Consider the following 15,655-nt stretch of genomic DNA (forward strand, 5'->3'; position numbering starts at 1 on the left):
GCGTGAAAAATATCCCCGAGGCGGTCGTCTCTGCACCGGGAATGCGCGCCTGGGGCAGCGCATTCCGAGGTATGACACCGGGGGTAAAATGCGTTTGCATAGCGATCGATCGACCACGACGCGCGCCAAGGGGCGTGTGCGCACCGTCTTCTTCACCAGGCTGATGGTTTCCACCGCGGCGGCACTTCTGTTCAGCCTGCCGCAGGCGGCCGTGCAGCCGGCGGCAGCCCAGGCGAAAACCGCCCGCATCGGCGCCATGGCCTTCGATATCCCGGCGCAGTCGCTGGCGGCCGCCCTCAATGCCTTCGGCCGGCAGTCCGGCCTCCAGGTGTCGCTTGCCGCCGCCACCTCGCGCGGCGTGACCTCGAAGGCGGTGAAGGGCACGTTCACGCCAAAGGAGGCGCTTGCAGCGCTTCTGCAAGGCACCGAGACGCAGCATTCGATCACCCCGGACGGCACGGCGATCGTCACGTCCAAGCATCTTTCGCCACTCGTCACCGGCTCCGTCGAAAACGGCTCGACGACGCTCGACCGCATCACCGTGGAAGGCGAGCAGGTCGGCGAGGGTGACGTCAGCGAGCTCAACATCACCTCCGAGGATCTGGCGCGCAAGAACCCCGCCACCATCCAGGATGTCTTCCGCGAGGAGCCGAGCGTCAAGGTCGGCAGCTCGCTGCCCATGTCGCAGAAGGTCTATGTCAACGGCATCGAGGAAACCAACCTCGCCATCTCCATCGACGGCAGCCGTCAGAACAACAAGGTCTTCCACCATAATGCGACGACCCTGATCGACCCGACGCTCTTGAAGGCCGTCAGTGTCGATGAAGGCGTGGCGCCGGCCGATGCCGGCCCGGGTGCGCTTGCCGGCTCCATTGTCTACGAGACCAAGGATGTCGGCGACTTCCTCGACGGCAACGGCTATGGCGGCTTCGTCAATTCGAGCTTCAACACCAACGGCAACATCTTCACCACCGGCCTTTCGACCTTCGGCAAGCGGGACGGTTTCGAATATCTCGGTTATTTCAACATCGGCCGCGGCGAGGAATTTTCTGCCGGCAATGGCGACGAGGTGCTGGGCACGCGCACGCATTTCTTGAGCGGCATCGGCAAGGTCGCCTATGAATTCGAGAGCGGCGACCGCATCGAGATCAGCCATGAGGCGATCAAGGACGAGGCGCCGCGCCCGTTCCGCGCCAATATGGGCTCGACGACCGGCGCAAAGCCCTGGGAGCCGCTGATCCGCGACTACCGGCTCGACCGCCAGAACACGGTCTTCACCTATACGGACGCCACGCCGGAAGGCTGGTGGGATCCGAAGCTGGTGCTCGCCTATGGTGAAACGGACGTCGCCACCAAGGTCTATCTCAAGCCCGGCACGGTGCCGGAAACCTATGACGTCACCGGCACGACGGGCACGTTCAACGGCAAGTTCGAAAACCGCTTCCACACTGCGATCGGCACGGTGACCGCCGGCATCGACTTCTACGATGACAAGGCGGAACTCGACGACCTGTTCGAGCCGGCGACGGAAAAGGCGAAGAATCTCGGCGCCTATGTGCAGGCGCGGCTCGAGCCCTTCGAGCGCGCCCGGCTCTCCTTCGGCGGACGTGCCGACCATCAGTGGTTCACGGGCACGGGCGGCCAGGAATTCAACAATTCCGGCGTCAGCGGCAACATTTCCGGCGAATATGACATCATTCCGGAATATCTGACGGCCAAGGCGGGCTATTCCCACGTATGGGCCGGCATTCCGCTTGCCGAAAACTTCATCATGAACCCGGCCTGGACCTACGATCCCGAGCCGGAGCCGACAACATCGGACAACTACACGGTCGGGCTCGTCGCCAAGTACAACGGCTTCTCGCTCGAAGGCTCGGTGTTCCGCACCGAAATGGACAACGCCCGCGCCGCGCGCTACGCCTATGCCTATGCGGCGCGCCAGGTCGAATCCGAAGGCTTTTCGATCGGTGCCGGCTATGACTGGGCGGATGGCTATGTCCGCGTTAAATACGCCAATATCGACACGCTGATCGACGGCAAGCCGGCCGATTCCGATACAGGCACCTATCTGACGACGCCGGTCGGCGAGATCATCACCGTCTCGGCCGCCCACACCTTCGCCGATTGGGGCCTGACCGTCGGCGGCGACGTGGAGCTTGCACCGAAATACGACAAGGTTCCGGACGGCAGCCCCGCCTTCAAGGCCTATCAGGTCGTCAACAGCTTCGTCGAATACAAGCCGCCGACGCACCAGAACCTGACGCTGCGCGCCGAGGTGAAGAACATCTTCAACGAGACCTATTCCGACCGCGCCACCTACGGCCAGGAGTTCGGCGAGGTGACGCCGCTCTACCAGCCCGGACGCTCGTTCATCGTGAGCCTGCGCGCCACGTTCTGACGGATACGGTCCCGGCTTGCCGCCGGGACCGCCCTACCGGAGACCAAGATGAAGGCCTGCTTGAAATTCCTCGCGCTGACGGCTGCGCTCCTTGCCGCCGGCACTGCGCTTGCCGCCGAACTCGAAATCGGCACGGCAGCCGGACCGAAGACCGTGAAGACGCCGGTCGAGACCGTCGCCGTCTTCGACATCGCGGCCGTCGATACGCTGGACAAGCTCGGCGTCAAGCCGGCAGGCCTGCCATCCAATCTCTACCTTCAGGAGCTTTCCCACCTCAAGGACGGCGCGACAGTCGTCGGCGACATCTTCGAGCCGGACCTCGAAGCGCTGAGCGCGCTCGCGCCCGATCTCATCATCCTCGGCGGCCGTTCCTCGACGAAGGTGGACGCAACCATGCAGGTGGCCCCGACGATCGACATGACGATGGACGGCGACGACCTGCTGGAGCAGGCGCGCGAGCGGCTTACGACCTACGGCCGCCTGTTCGGCAAGGAAACCGAGGCGGAGGCCGCGGTCAAGGAACTGAATGCTGCCGTCGAAAAGGCCCGCACCGCGGTTGCCGGCAAGGGCAAGGCGCTGATCGTCATGACCAATGGGCCGAAGGTCACGGCCTATGGCCCCGGCTCACGCTTCGGCTGGCTACACCGCTCGCTCGACCTGCCGGCGGCGATCTCGGACGTTCAGGCGGCGACGCATGGCGAGGCGGTGTCCTTCGAGTTCATCCGCGAGGCGAACCCGGACTGGCTGATCGTGCTCGACCGCGCGGCCGCGATCGGCTCCAACGACCAGAACGCAAAAATCACGCTCGACAACGAACTCGTTGCGCAGACCGTCGCGTGGCAGAAAGGCCAGGTCGTCTACCTGCCGTCCGGCGACTTCTATATTGCCGCCGGCGGCGCGCAGGCGATGATGCGTGTCTATGCCGCGATCACCGAGGCCTTTGCCGCCGCCAATTAGGCCGTCAGTTCAGGCGCTCTTCTGTTTCCGCGTCGAAGACGTGGAACAGGGCGGGATCGGCGCTAAGCGCGATTTCGTCGCCCGGCTTGATTTTTGTCGAGGCCGGCAGGGTCGCGACGAGGCGCTGGCTGCCGATGGTGGCCGTGACGACAAGCTCCGGCCCTGTCAGTTCCGCCACTTCGCAGCGCGCCGCAAGCGGAAGCCCCTGCCCGGACGTCCCGATCGCCTCCGGCCGGATGCCGAGCACCAGGCGGCGGCCCGGCGGAACGCTTTCGAGGCCCGCCACCTGCACGGCGATATCCGTGCCGTCGATCCGCACACCACCCCTGTCCGTCGCTCCCGCCAGCAGGTTCATCGGCGGCGCGCCGACGAAGGTCGCGACATAAAGCGTTGCCGGACGGTTGTAGATGGTTTCCGGTGTGTCGAGCTGTTCGATGCGGCCGTTGCGCATCACGGCGATGCGGGTGGCGAGCGTCATCGCCTCGATCTGGTCATGCGTCACGTAGACGACCGTCGTCTTCGTCAACTGGTGCAGGCGCTTCAGCTCGGTGCGCATCTCCATACGCAACTTCGCGTCGAGGTTCGACAGCGGCTCATCGAACAGGAAAATCTTTGGATTGCGCACGAGTGCGCGGCCGATCGCGACACGCTGGCGCTGGCCGCCGGAAAGCTGGCCGGGCTTGCGCTCCAGCAGGTTTTCGATCTGCAACAGCTTCGCCGTCTCCTGCACCGCCCGGTCGCGCGTGGCCTTGTCGACCTTGCGCATTTCCAGGCCGAAGCCGATGTTCCGGTGCACGGTGAGATTGGGATAGAGCGCATAGGACTGGAACACCATGGCGATGTCGCGGTCCTTCGGATGCACCCCGATGATCGAGCGCTCGTCGATGCGGATGTCGCCGCTGGTCGGCTCGGCGAGGCCGGCGATGATGTTGAGCAGCGTGGACTTGCCGCAGCCGGACGCCCCGAGCAGCACGAGGAACTCGCCGCTTTCGAGCGCGACGTCGATGCCCTTCAGCGTCTCGACGGTGCCGTAGCTCTTGCGGATGGCGCTGATTGTCAGGGTGCTCATGCCACGGCTTCCTGCAAGGTGGGGACGTAGGTTCTGGGATGGGTGGAAATGGCGCGCGAGGCGATGCTGATGCCGGCCGCAAGACTGGCTTCCAGCCCCTCGCCGGCCGCAAAGGATGCCAGAAACGCGGCATTGAAGACGTCGCCCGCGCCGATCGTATCGACGACGGTGACGCGCGGCGCATCGGCGCGGAAAATCGTGCCATTCGCGTCGACGGCGATCGCGCCGTTCGGCCCGCATTTCACCACGACGATCGCGTCCGCCGGCATGCCCTGCCGCAAGACTTGGCCCGCCTCTGCCGGGTCAGAGACACCCGCAAGGCTCGTCGTCTCCACCTCGTTGAACAGCACGATCCGGCAGCGTGACAGCCATCTCCTTGCCGCCGCCTTGTTCCGCTCTGTCCAGCCATCCAGCGGCCAGCCGGTGTCGAGCGCCACCGCGATATCATGGCGATCCGCCCAGTCGAAGAAGCGGTCGTAGTCCTCCACCAGCTTCTCCGTCAGGAACGAACCGCAGAGAAGCGCGATGCCGCCCTCAAGCCTCGGGCCATCGAGCACGGCAAGGACATCTTCCAGGCTGAACAGAGGCAGGTGCCCGCGCGTCGTGAAGAAGGTGCGCTCGCCATCCGGATGGGTGATGCCGACGGAGAGCGTCGTGCTGTCACCATGAACCGGCCAATGCCGCGCATGATCGCCAAACCCTTTCGCCAGCCAGGTGCCGAATTGGTCGGCGCCGATGCTGGCGGCGATCTCGAAGGGCGTGCCGAGCGCCATCCAGGCGAGTGCCGAATTGCCCGCCGAGCCGCCGACGCGCAACTCGTCGTGGTCGACGATGGTCTCCGTGCCCGGCTGCGGCCAAGGGGTAGCCGGTCCCATGATCAGGTCGACATTAACATTTCCGACGACGGCAAGCGGTCTCACTCATTCACTCCGGGTAATCTTCGTCGAGCGCACCGGCGTGCCGGCATTGTCCACGCGCGCGGCGGCGAAGGCGATCATCAGCCGCTGGGCGGTCGGCAGCATGGCGAAGACGGCGGCGAGGCCATCGAGCGGCGGGAAGGTGATGGTTGCAGCGCCCGCGACCGGCGGCCGGCCGGAAGCGTCGAACAGCACCAGCTTCGCCTCGGCCTCGACCACCGAGGTCGCCATCGCTGTCACGAGATCTGCCGTCGCATCGTCGCCGCGGAACAGGATGACGCCCATCTCCGGCGACAGCATTTCCATCGGCCCATGCCGCAACTGCCCGCCCTCCAGCGAAAAGCACGGCACACGCGAGAGTTCCGTCAGACCAAGCGCGATGGCCTCGGCGAGGCCCTGCAAGTGCCGTCCCGATGTCACCACCGAGCGCACGTCGGAGAGCGTCGCAAGCGCCTCATCGATTGCAGGATCCTCCGGGTTTTCCAATGCGCTGATCGCCTGTGCCGAGTCTTCGCCCAAAGCGGCGAGGATGGCGAGGTGCAACGCAAAACTCACCGTCAGGCTGCGCGTTGCCGCAAAGGCCTGCTCGGTGCCGCCAGCGCCGACGAGGCAGGGCGCTGTGCGGGCGAGGAAGGAGCTGCCTTCCAGCGAGAAACCGAAGGTTTCGGCATTGCCGCCGGTCTCGTCGAACCAGCGCAATACCTCGGCGCTTTCGCCGGATTGCGAGGTGATGAAGACCGTGCGGCCGTCAAGCGTGAGCGGTGCGCCGAGCTGTTCGGAGAGCGGCAGGGCGATCGCTTCGATGCCGAGACGCCGGTAGAGCGGCTCGACGGCGCGGCCGACCGCATGCGAGCCGCCCATGCCGAGCAGCAAGAGCTTGCCGGTGCGCTTGAGGCTGGCGGCGGCCTTTTCGGCCATCTCGCGATTGTTGCGGAAGGAGGCGAGCGCATCGGCGTGCTGCCGGGCCATTTCCCGGTCGATTGCCTGAAGGCCTTCCGGCCGTGTCGTCGTGTTCATCGTCATCCTTTCACACCACCGCTGGTGAGGCCCGAAATCAGGGCACGTTGCATGATGAGGCCGACCAGCACCGGTGGCAGTGCGGCGAGCACCCCGGCCGTGGCGATCAGCCCGTAGTCGGAAACCCGGCCGCCCGCGAGATCGGCAATGGCGACGGTGAGCGTCCGCGCGCGTTGGTCGGAGGTGAAGAGCAGCGCATAGAAGAATTCGTCCCAGCCGAGCAGGAAGGCGAAGAGCGCCGAGGTTGCGACGATGGGCATGGCGAGCGGCAGGGTGACGATGCGCAGCGTGGCAAAGAGGCTCGCGCCATCGATCATCGCCGCCTGCTCGATTTCGCGCGGAATACCGTCGAAACCGGATTTCATCAGCCAGGTGGTGAAGGGCGCCAGAATGCTGAGATAGACGAGCGCCAGGCCGAACACCGAATTCAACAGCCCGAAGGTCGCGAGCGCCATATAGAGTGGCACGGCAAGCGCCACCGGCGGCAGCATGTAGGTGGCGATCACCAGCGACAGCGACCAGCCGATCGACGGCGTGCGCGACACGGCCCAGCCGGCCGGGACGGCAAGTGCGATCGCCGCGATCGTCGCCATGCCGGCGACGAGGATGCTGTTGACGAGCGAGGCGACGAAGGCCGCACCCGCACTGTTCGGGATGGTCGAGAGCAGCGTGGCATAACGCGAAAAATCCATCTCGCTCGGCCACCACTTCAAGGGTCGCGCAACGAGATCGGCAGCGGGCGAAATGCTCATCACGAACAGCCAGAAAATCGGCGCAAGGATGACGGCGGCGAGCAGCAGGGCTGCGCCGTGGATGAGGATCGATACGAGGAGGCTGCGGCGTTCCATCAGGTGGCGCTCCCCGCGGTGCGGCGCACGAGCATGCCGTAGCCGACGGCCAGCACCGTCACGATGAGCGTGACGACGAGCGCCAGCGAGGCGCCGGAGCCGGCACGCTGGAAGGAAAACGCCTCCTGGTAGACGAGGATCGACAGGGTGCGCGTCGAATTGGCCGGGCCGCCGCGCGTCATCACCCAGATGATGTCGAACACCTTGAAGGCCTCAATGGTGCGAAGCACCAGTGCCACCATCAGGGGACCGGCGAGATAGGGCAGGATGACGAAGCGGAAGCGGTTGAAGGGACCAGCGCCATCGACGAGCGAGGCGGCGGTGATGTCGCGCGGCACGGCCTGGAGGGCGGCAAGCGCGATGAGGGCGACGAGCGGAAAATTCTTCCAGCAATCGGCGACGATGAGCGCCGTCATGGCGGTGCCAGGCTCGCCGAGCCAGGAGCGATAGCTGTCGAGCAGGCCGATTTGCGTCAGCGCGGAATTCAGCGCGCCGTATTCCGGATTGTAAATGAGCCGCCACAGCGTCGCGTTGACGACGGTCGGCAAGGCCCAGGGCAGGATCAGCAGGGCGCGCAACACGGCACGGCCATAGAATTGCTGGTTCAGCAGGAGGGCCGCGAGAACGCCGATCACCATTTCCGCCGTCACGGAGACCACGGCAAACCAGGTGGTAGCATAGAGCGCGCGCTGGAAATTGCTGCTCGACAGCATCTTCACATAGTTGTCGATGCCGACGAAACTGCCGCCCGTGCCGACGAGCTTGGCATCGGTGAAGGACAGCCGGACCGTATCGATCATTGGCCAGCCGATCACGGCGATCATGATCACCAGAATCGGCAGCATGAGCAGCCATGCCCGGGTCGTCATCCAGGTGCTGGACATAGCGTCCTCTTCATATCGTCTGGGTGGTCAGTGTGCGGGCGGCCGGAGCCGCCCGCAAGTCCGAGTGATCAGAGGCCGCTGTTTTCCGCAGCCGACTTCAGGGCATCTTCAGGCGAGGCCTGATCGAGCAGGGCTTCCTGGATGGCCTGCTGCAGGGCCGTGGAAAGCTCCTGGTATTTCGGCGTGGTCGGGCGCGGATACATGGCGGCAAGGCCGAGCTTGGCGGCGGCGATCAGCTCTTCCTGGCCGGCGGTGACGGCCGGGTCCTCATAAGACGAGGCCCAGATCGGCAGGCTGAGCTTCGCATAGGCGTTCTGCGTCTCCTGCGATGTCATGTGCACGATGTATTTCCAGGCCTCTTCCGGGCTCTTGCTGGTCGCGGTGATGCCGAGGCCCATCGAGCCGTTGACGGCCGAAACCTCGCTCTTGCCCTCGACGCCCGGCGCCGGCACGACGCCGACCTTGCCCTTGACCTTGCTGTCTTCGCCGCCATTGGCCATGTTGTACATGTAGGTCCAGTTAAGCGCGAAGGCCGCCTCGCCGTTCTGGAAGACGTTGCGCACGTCCTCTTCCAAAAACTCCTTGGAGTTTGGGTTGGTGAGGCCGGACTTGTAGCTGTCGACCATGTAGGTCAGCGCTTCGAGACCGCCGCCCTCGGTGAAGGCCGGCTTGCCGTCCTTCAGGAACGCGCCGCCATAGGCGCTGACCAACGTGGTGTAATCGCAGATCGCGGCCTCGGCCTGCGACCAGCTCCAGGCGATCGGCGTGGCAAGCAGGCCCTTGTCCTTGATCACCTTCGCCTGTTCGCTGAGCTCGGCCCAGGTCTTCGGCGGCGCCTTGATGCCGGCCTTTTCGAGGATTTCCTTGTTGTAGAACAGGTATTTGGTGTCGAGGATCCACGGCATGCCATAGGACTTGCCGTCATAGTCGACGGTCGTCCAGGCGCCCGGCAGAACACCCTTCTTCATGTCGTCGGTGATGCGGCCAGAAACATCCACCAGCACGTTGTTCGTCGCATATTCGGCCGGCCAGATCACGTCGAACAGCACGACGTCGTAGCCGCTGCCGGACCCTTGCGCGAGCACGGCCTTGTCGTGGAGGCCTTCGTAGGGCACGAATTCCAGGTTCACCTTGATGTCCGGGTTCGCCTTGGTGAAGGCGTCGGTCATGGCGCGCACATCGGCTTCGCTATAGGCGGCCTGCGCCATGAAGAGTGCGTTGAGCGTCGTCTCCGCGAAGGCGTGCGGTGCGGAAACGGCCGCAATCAGCGCTGCACCGAGCAAGGTCTTCTTTATGGATTTCAACATGATTGCGTCCTCCTGTTTGTGAAGTCGTCTCGGCGCGCCACCAGGCCCCGCCGTTCCCTGAAACTCTCTGGTCTCTTATTAAGTCAAATGGCTTGACTTAAATGTTCTGTATTATTCAAATGGTGTCAAGAGGGAAGTGCCGATGAACGAACTGCGGACGATCCGGGCCAAGAGTGGAACCAATCAGGAAGGTACCAGCGCGCACAACCGGCGCGTCCTCATTGAGGCCATTCGCCTGAACGGGCCGCTTTCGCGCGCCGATCTCGCCCGCGCCACGCGGCTCACCAAGCAGACCGTCTCCAACCTCATCGAGAGCCTGGAGGCGGACGGTCTCGTCGCCTCGGAGGATGTGGTGCGCGGCGCGCGCGGCCAGCCTTCGACGCCCTATCGGCTGGTGCCCGAGGGGGCCTTTGCGCTCGGCGTGCAGATCGACCGTCACCTGACGCGCGTCGTCGCCGTGGACCTGCTCGGGCGCGAGGTTGCGCGGGCCATGGCGAACCTGCCGCCCGGCGGCCCCGCGGAAGGCAGCAAGCTTATTCTGCGCCTCATTGAGACCGTGCGCCAGGATCTTGCCGCCCGCATTCCGGAATCGGCGCACCGGCTTGCGGGGCTCGGCGTGGCGATGCCGGGGCCTTTCGGGCTGGAGCCCTCCGACGACGATACCTGGATGATGGCGCAGTGGCAGGATTTCCCGCTGATGGAAACGCTTGCCGCCGGCACCGGCCTTGCCACCAGCCTTCAGAACGACGCGAGCGCCTGCGCGACGGCAGAGCGGATGAACGGTTCGGCCGACGGCCTCGATCATGTTGTCTGCATCTATTTCGGCTACGGCATCGGCGCCGGCCTCATCCTCGGGGGAGAGCTCTATACCGGCAGCAACAGCAATGCCGGCGAGATCGGTATGGTGCTGTTTTCGCGCGGCGGGGTGCAGTCGCCGCTGGAGCACCGTGCCTCGCTGGCCTCGCTCTTCCACCATCTCGGCCTCGATTCGGCGACCACCGAAGCCTATGCCGAAGTCGAGCGGCTGACGCTGGCAGACAATCCGCGCGTGCTGGAGTGGCTGGCGGGCGCCGCCGCCGACATGCGCCATGCGGTGCACATGGTCGAGACGATCTTCGACCCCGAGACTGTCATCCTCTCCGGCAGCGCGCCCGAACCGCTGGCGAAGCGCCTCTTCGCCGAAATGTTCCCCCTCATCCCTTCGAATGCCGACCGTCAGGGCCGCGCGCTGCCGCGCCTGCAACTCGGCATGATCGGCCCCTGGGCCGTAGCCCTCGGCGCCGCCGCAGAACCCATCCGCCGCGCCTTCGACCCGCTCTTCTCGGCGATCCTGAAGGAAGCCTCCTGATCTGCCCATTGCGTAGGCATTTTTTGCTCAAGGGGCGGGCAAAAGTGTACGACGATGCAATTTATTTGCACAGGCGTACCGGAATCGCCGAATCAGACCTTCCCTGCGCAGGGGCGAGACCTTATCCGGATACCACTCGCGCAACCCGCGAGCTTCCCCGCGTCATTGGGAGCCAAACCGTGGCGCTCGCTGCCCCGCTTCGTGCGGGGCTTCTTTTTTTCTGGCACCCGCTCAGGCCGTCTGGAAATTCCGCTTGTAGGTTGAGGCGATCAGGGTCGCGGCGGTGCCGGCGGCGATCTCCTCGTCGCGCGCTTCGATGGCAACGAGGATCGCTTCGTGCTGGGCCAGCGACTGGCCGAACCCGCCGGATGCCGCCATCGTCTTGGGAATGCTGATCGACAGGGCGGCGCGGATGACCGAGGCGACGGGCAGCAGGAAACGATTGTGCGCCGCCTGGAAGATCTGCAGGTGGAAGTCGATATCCGCCTCGATCGCCTCTTCGAGGCCGGCCCGCTCCTCCGCCATGCGCAGGTAGGCGGCGCGGATCTGCGCGTGTTCGCGCGCCGAGCCCCGCCGGGCCGCCAGCCGCGCGGCCAGCGGCTCGATCGAAAGGCGGATCTCGAAGAGTTCTTCCGCGAGCGCCTCCTGGTCGTCGGCGTCGCCCTGCCAGGAAAGCACGACCGGATCGAGCGTATTCCAGTGCTCGGCCGCCCGCACGCGCGTTCCCAGGCGGGGTTTCGCCTCGATAAAACCCTTGGTCGAGAGGATTTTCAGCGCTTCGCGCAGCGTCGTCCGGCTGACGCCGAGGCCCGCCAGCATATCGGCTTCCTTCGGCAGGGTGTCGCCGACCTTCAACTCGCCAAGCGTGATGCGCCGGCCGATATCGCCTGCGATGCGGGCCGGCAGGCCGCGATCCTCCCGAGCGATAACCTTCATGCGCGCCCTCTCCCCTGCTTCTCGTCTCCGTTCATAGACCGTCGCCCCTATTCGGGAAAGCCACCCATCGTGGCCGCGTAACGCCGGGTCATGTCGAGGCCGACCGATGTCGGCCGCATCGCCGGCGCGCGGTCGTGGATTTCTATGCCCGCGCGCGCGCCGAACAGGCGCTTGCCGTAGCAGATGAGGTTCTCGATGCCCTGCATGGTGAAGACGACGCCCGGCAGCATGCGGCGGTATTCCTCCTCCGCGTGTTCGTCCCAGCCATCGCAGAAGAACTCGTAGGCGCGCACGGCAAGATCGATGGAATCGGGCGCCAGGATCAGGCCGCGGCAGCCCATGCGCAGGTTTTCCAGGAGTTCCAGCCCGGCGCGACCGTTGAAAACCGGCAGCCGGCCCTCCGTCACCTCGATGAGATGGGCGATGTCGACGACCGGCCCTTCGCCCTTCACCAGGCGGATGTTCGGGTGCTGGCGCACCAGTTCGCGGATGTCGGCGGCCGTCAGCCCGCGGCCCATCAAGGCCGGCGCATTCTGGATGGCGAGCGGGAGGTCGGTGCGGTCGGCGACGCGGCCGAAGAAGCGGATATATTCGGCGGCGGAATAGGCGCCGACCATGGGCGGCTGTAGGATCAGCCAGTCGGCACCGGCGTCGGTGGCATGTCGCACCTGCCGCACCTGTTCCTCGATGGAGGCGCCGAAGATCGTCAGCGCGACGGGCACGCGGCCGGCCGTATCCTCCACCACCCAATCCATGACCGCCATGCGTTCGCGCTCATCCAGTTTGGCGGCTTCCGTCGCGAGGCCGAGCGCGGCCATGCCGTGCGCGCCGCTCGCCAGGCATATTTCCGTCTGTCGCCGCATCGCCGCGCGGTCGAGCCTCTCCTCGCTGTCGAAAAGCGCGTAGAGAATGGCGTGGATGCCGTGGAGGTCTTCGACCCGGAAATCGTTCATCGACACCTCCTCAATGGCTTTCGCGGGGAACCGCGTGGCCGCGGCTGCCGACGAGGAAATCGAGGTCGGCGCCCGTATCCGCCTGCATGACGCGCTCGACATAGAGGCCCTGGTAGCCGCCGGCCATCGCCGGCACCGGCGCTGTCCAGGCCGCCCGTCGGCGCGCGAGTTCGGCCTCGTCGACATCGAGATGAAGCCTGCGGCCCGCGACGTCGAGCTCGATCCAATCGCCATCCTTGACCAGTGCCAGCGTGCCGCCGACGGCGGCTTCGGGTGCTGTGTGCAGGACCACCGTGCCGAAGGCCGTGCCGGACATGCGGGCATCGGAGATGCGCACCATGTCGCGCACGCCCTGCTTCAGCAGTTTCTGCGGCAGCGCCATGTTGCCGACCTCGGCCATGCCGGGATAACCCTTCGGCCCGCAGTTTTTCAGCACCATGATCGAGGTCTCGTCGATCTCGAGCGCGGGATCGTCGATACGCGCCTTGTAGTGGTCGATCGTCTCGAAGACGACGGCTCGGCCGCGATGCTGCATCAGCGCCGGTGTCGCGGCGGAGGGTTTTATGATGGCGCCGCCGGGCGCGAGATTGCCGCGCAGCACGGCAATGCCGCCGCTTGCCGTCAGTGCCTTGTCGCGCGGCAGGATGACGTCGTCATTGTAGTTCTCGACGCCCTCGATATTGGCGCCGACGCTTTGCCCGGTCACCGTCAGGGCGTCGAGATGCAAGAGGTCAGCGATCTCCTTCATGACGACGGGAAGACCGCCGGCATAACAGAAATCCTCCATCAGATAGGCGCCCGATGGCATCAGGTTGAGGATCGTCGGTACGTTGCGGCCGAAATTGTCCCAGTCGTCGAGCGTCAGTTCGGTGCCAATCCGACCGGCGATCGCCAGCAGATGCACGACGGCGTTGGTCGAGCCGCCGATCGCGCCATTGATGCGGATGGCATTAGCAAAGGCCTGCCGCGTCAGGATCTGCGACAGGCGCAGGTCTTCGGCGACCATCTCCACGATCCGGCGCCCGGTGAGCCGCGCCAGCCGCGCCCGGTGGGCATCGACGGCCGGATAGGCGGCATTGCCGGGCAGGGCCAGGCCGAGGGCTTCCACCATCGAGGCCATGGTGGAGGCCGTGCCCATGGTCATGCAATGGCCGGGCGAGCGCGACATGGCGCTTTCGGCGGCCTGGAAATCCTTTTGCGACATGACGCCGGCACGCACATCTTCCGAAAACTTCCAAACATCGGTTCCGGAACCGATCGTGCGGCCCTTCAGCCGCCCGTTCAGCATCGGCCCGCCGGAAATGACGATGGACGGCAGGTCGCAGGAGGCGGCGCCCATGACCAGCGACGGCGTGGTCTTGTCGCAGCCCGCCATCAGCACGACACCATCCATCGGATTGCCGCGGATCGCCTCCTCGACATCCATAGAGGCGAGATTGCGGAAGAGCATGGCGGTCGGTCGCAGGTTCGATTCGCCGCAGGAGAAGACAGGGAATTCCAGCGGCAGGCCGCCCGCCTCCAGCACGCCCGCCTTGATATGCTCGACCAGCCCGCGGAAATGCGCGTTGCAGGGCGTCAGTTCGGAGAAGGTGTTGCAGATGCCGATGACAGGCCGCCCATCGAAGGCGTCGTCCGGCAGTCCGTTGTTCTTCATCCAGCTGCGGTGAATGAACGCATCCTTGTCCATTCCGCCGAACCAGTGCTGCGACCGCAATTTCCGGGACATGTCCCCTCCTCGCTTCCATGTGATGCCGATTTTCTTATTCTCATATAATCGGAGTTATTCTTGGTCAAGCAAGGAGCGAGTAAAGAAAAACCTCCGGCGAAGGTGCACCGGAGGTTCGGATGGTTTGAAAAAGGTGGCCGCTCAGGGGTGGTGCAAAACGCTCAGGCCGCCATCCACCGTCAGGCAGGTGGCGTTCATGAAGGGGCACTCGTCGGAAACCATGAAGAGCGCGGCCTTGGCGATCTCTTCCGGCGTCGCGATGCGGCCGCCGGGATGCAGCTTCATCGTCGCCGCTTCCGCCGCCACCGGATCGGGAAAGCTGTTCCAGTATTCGACGGCCTTCTGGGTGCGCACGTAGCCGGGCGCCAGCGCATTTACGCGAACCCCCTGCCCGGCATATTCGAGGCCGAGGGCCTTGGTCATGCCGAGCAGCGCATGTTTGGCGACGGGATAGGGGAAGGTGTGCGGGATGATGGTGAAGGCATGGGTCGAGGCGATGTTGAGGATGACGCCGCCGCCATCCTCGATCATGCCCGGCAGCACGGCCTTGCTGCAATTCCAAGCGCCCTTGAGGTTGATGTCGAAGCAGCGCTGCCAATCGGCATCGGAGAGTTTTAGAGGCTCGGAGAACACATTGACGCCGGCATTGTTGACGAGCGCGTTCGGCCGGCCGATGTTTTCGGTCGCCGTAGCTATGGCACGCCCGATGGCATCTGCGTCCGTTATGTCCGCCGACGCATAGGCAACTCGGCCACCGGTTGCCCGAAGCAGTTCCGCTTCCGCCGCAAGCAGGTCGCCGTCGCGATCGATCAGGAAGAGGCTCGCGCCTTCGCCAAGAAAGGCCTCAGCGATGGCAAGGCCGATGCCCTGCGCCGCACCCGTGACGACGATCCGTTTTTCCTCAAGACGTCCAGCCATATCCGCTCTCCTCACCACTCGGCCACGCTGCCATCCTCATGGCGCCAGACGGGATTGCGCCAGCGATGGCCTTCCTTGGCCCGCTCGATGACATAGGCTTCGTCCACCTCGATACCGAGGCCCGGCCCCTGCGGGATCGACACGAAGCCGTCCGCATAATGGAACACCGCCTTGTTGGAGATGTAGTCGAGGATGTCGTTGCCCTTGTTGTAATGAATGCCGAGGCTCTGTTCCTGGATGAAGGCATTGTAGGAGACGGCATCGACCTGCAGGCAGGCGGCAAGGGCGATCGGACCCAGCGGGCAATGCGGCGCCAGCGCCACGTCATAGGCCTCCGCCATCGCCGCGATCTTGCGGCATTCCGTGATGCCGCCGGC

The 15,655-nt window shown here is 65.1% G+C and carries 14 protein-coding genes; 3 read left to right on the top strand and 11 right to left on the bottom strand.

Annotated elements, in window-relative coordinates; genetic code table 11:
* Window positions 1-88 precede the first annotated feature (88 nt).
* Window positions 89-2,398 carry a TonB-dependent receptor gene (locus AC1Q6Z_RS14475; RefSeq protein WP_492648327.1) on the top strand — a complete coding sequence of 770 codons (2,310 nt, stop codon included), beginning with the start codon at window positions 89-91 and terminating at the stop codon, window positions 2,396-2,398.
* A 48-nt stretch (window positions 2,399-2,446) separates the two neighbouring features.
* On the top strand, window positions 2,447-3,355 hold the full coding sequence (locus tag AC1Q6Z_RS14480; protein WP_492648328.1) for a siderophore ABC transporter substrate-binding protein: 909 nt from the start codon (window positions 2,447-2,449) through the stop codon (window positions 3,353-3,355).
* A gap of 4 nt (window positions 3,356-3,359) precedes the next feature.
* Here AC1Q6Z_RS14480 and AC1Q6Z_RS14485 read toward each other — a convergent pair whose 3' ends face one another.
* From AC1Q6Z_RS14485 to AC1Q6Z_RS14510, 6 genes are all read right to left on the bottom strand, one after another.
* Window positions 3,360-4,424 carry an ABC transporter ATP-binding protein gene (locus tag AC1Q6Z_RS14485; RefSeq protein ID WP_492648329.1) on the bottom strand — a complete coding sequence of 355 codons (1,065 nt, stop codon included), beginning with the start codon at window positions 4,422-4,424 and terminating at the stop codon, window positions 3,360-3,362.
* A complete protein-coding gene (locus tag AC1Q6Z_RS14490) occupies window positions 4,421-5,344 on the bottom strand; it encodes a PfkB family carbohydrate kinase (protein ID WP_492648330.1) in 924 nt (307 codons plus the stop codon). Before AC1Q6Z_RS14490 ends, AC1Q6Z_RS14485 begins: the two co-directional genes overlap by 4 nt.
* Window positions 5,345-6,358, bottom strand: coding sequence for an SIS domain-containing protein (locus AC1Q6Z_RS14495; protein WP_492648331.1), 1,014 nt, complete (start codon window positions 6,356-6,358; stop codon window positions 5,345-5,347). It abuts the gene before it with no gap.
* Between the two features lie 2 nt (window positions 6,359-6,360).
* Window positions 6,361-7,206: a carbohydrate ABC transporter permease gene (locus AC1Q6Z_RS14500; RefSeq protein WP_492648332.1), complete on the bottom strand. Its 846-nt coding sequence runs from the start codon at window positions 7,204-7,206 to the stop codon at window positions 6,361-6,363.
* Window positions 7,206-8,090 carry a carbohydrate ABC transporter permease gene (locus tag AC1Q6Z_RS14505; protein ID WP_492648333.1) on the bottom strand — a complete coding sequence of 295 codons (885 nt, stop codon included), beginning with the start codon at window positions 8,088-8,090 and terminating at the stop codon, window positions 7,206-7,208. Before AC1Q6Z_RS14505 ends, AC1Q6Z_RS14500 begins: the two co-directional genes overlap by 1 nt.
* A 68-nt stretch (window positions 8,091-8,158) precedes the next feature.
* Window positions 8,159-9,397, bottom strand: coding sequence for an extracellular solute-binding protein (locus AC1Q6Z_RS14510; protein WP_492648334.1), 1,239 nt, complete (start codon window positions 9,395-9,397; stop codon window positions 8,159-8,161).
* 142 nt (window positions 9,398-9,539) lie between these two features.
* On the opposite strand from AC1Q6Z_RS14510, the gene AC1Q6Z_RS14515 reads away from it, so the two are divergent.
* On the top strand, window positions 9,540-10,745 hold the full coding sequence (locus AC1Q6Z_RS14515) for an ROK family transcriptional regulator (protein WP_492648335.1): 1,206 nt from the start codon (window positions 9,540-9,542) through the stop codon (window positions 10,743-10,745).
* Window positions 10,746-10,976: 231 nt separating this feature from the next.
* On the opposite strand, the gene AC1Q6Z_RS14520 is transcribed toward AC1Q6Z_RS14515, so the two are convergent.
* From AC1Q6Z_RS14520 to AC1Q6Z_RS14540, 5 genes are all read right to left on the bottom strand, one after another.
* On the bottom strand, window positions 10,977-11,681 hold the full coding sequence (locus tag AC1Q6Z_RS14520) for a FadR/GntR family transcriptional regulator (protein ID WP_492648336.1): 705 nt from the start codon (window positions 11,679-11,681) through the stop codon (window positions 10,977-10,979).
* A 47-nt stretch (window positions 11,682-11,728) separates the two neighbouring features.
* Window positions 11,729-12,634 (bottom strand): dihydrodipicolinate synthase family protein, encoded by a 906-nt coding sequence (locus AC1Q6Z_RS14525; protein WP_492648337.1) that lies wholly within the window; start codon window positions 12,632-12,634, stop codon window positions 11,729-11,731.
* 10 nt (window positions 12,635-12,644) lie between these two features.
* A complete protein-coding gene (araD, locus tag AC1Q6Z_RS14530; RefSeq protein WP_492648338.1) occupies window positions 12,645-14,360 on the bottom strand; it encodes an L-arabinonate dehydratase in 1,716 nt (571 codons plus the stop codon).
* Window positions 14,361-14,501: 141 nt separating this feature from the next.
* Window positions 14,502-15,278 (bottom strand): SDR family oxidoreductase, encoded by a 777-nt coding sequence (locus tag AC1Q6Z_RS14535; protein WP_492648339.1) that lies wholly within the window; start codon window positions 15,276-15,278, stop codon window positions 14,502-14,504.
* An 11-nt stretch (window positions 15,279-15,289) separates the two neighbouring features.
* Window positions 15,290-15,655, bottom strand: a 366-nt coding sequence (locus AC1Q6Z_RS14540) for an enolase C-terminal domain-like protein (protein ID WP_492648340.1), incomplete at its 5' end; no start/stop codon positions are given.

The sequence above is a fragment of the Shinella sp. GW835-FHT14H05 genome, from assembly GCF_058793575.1.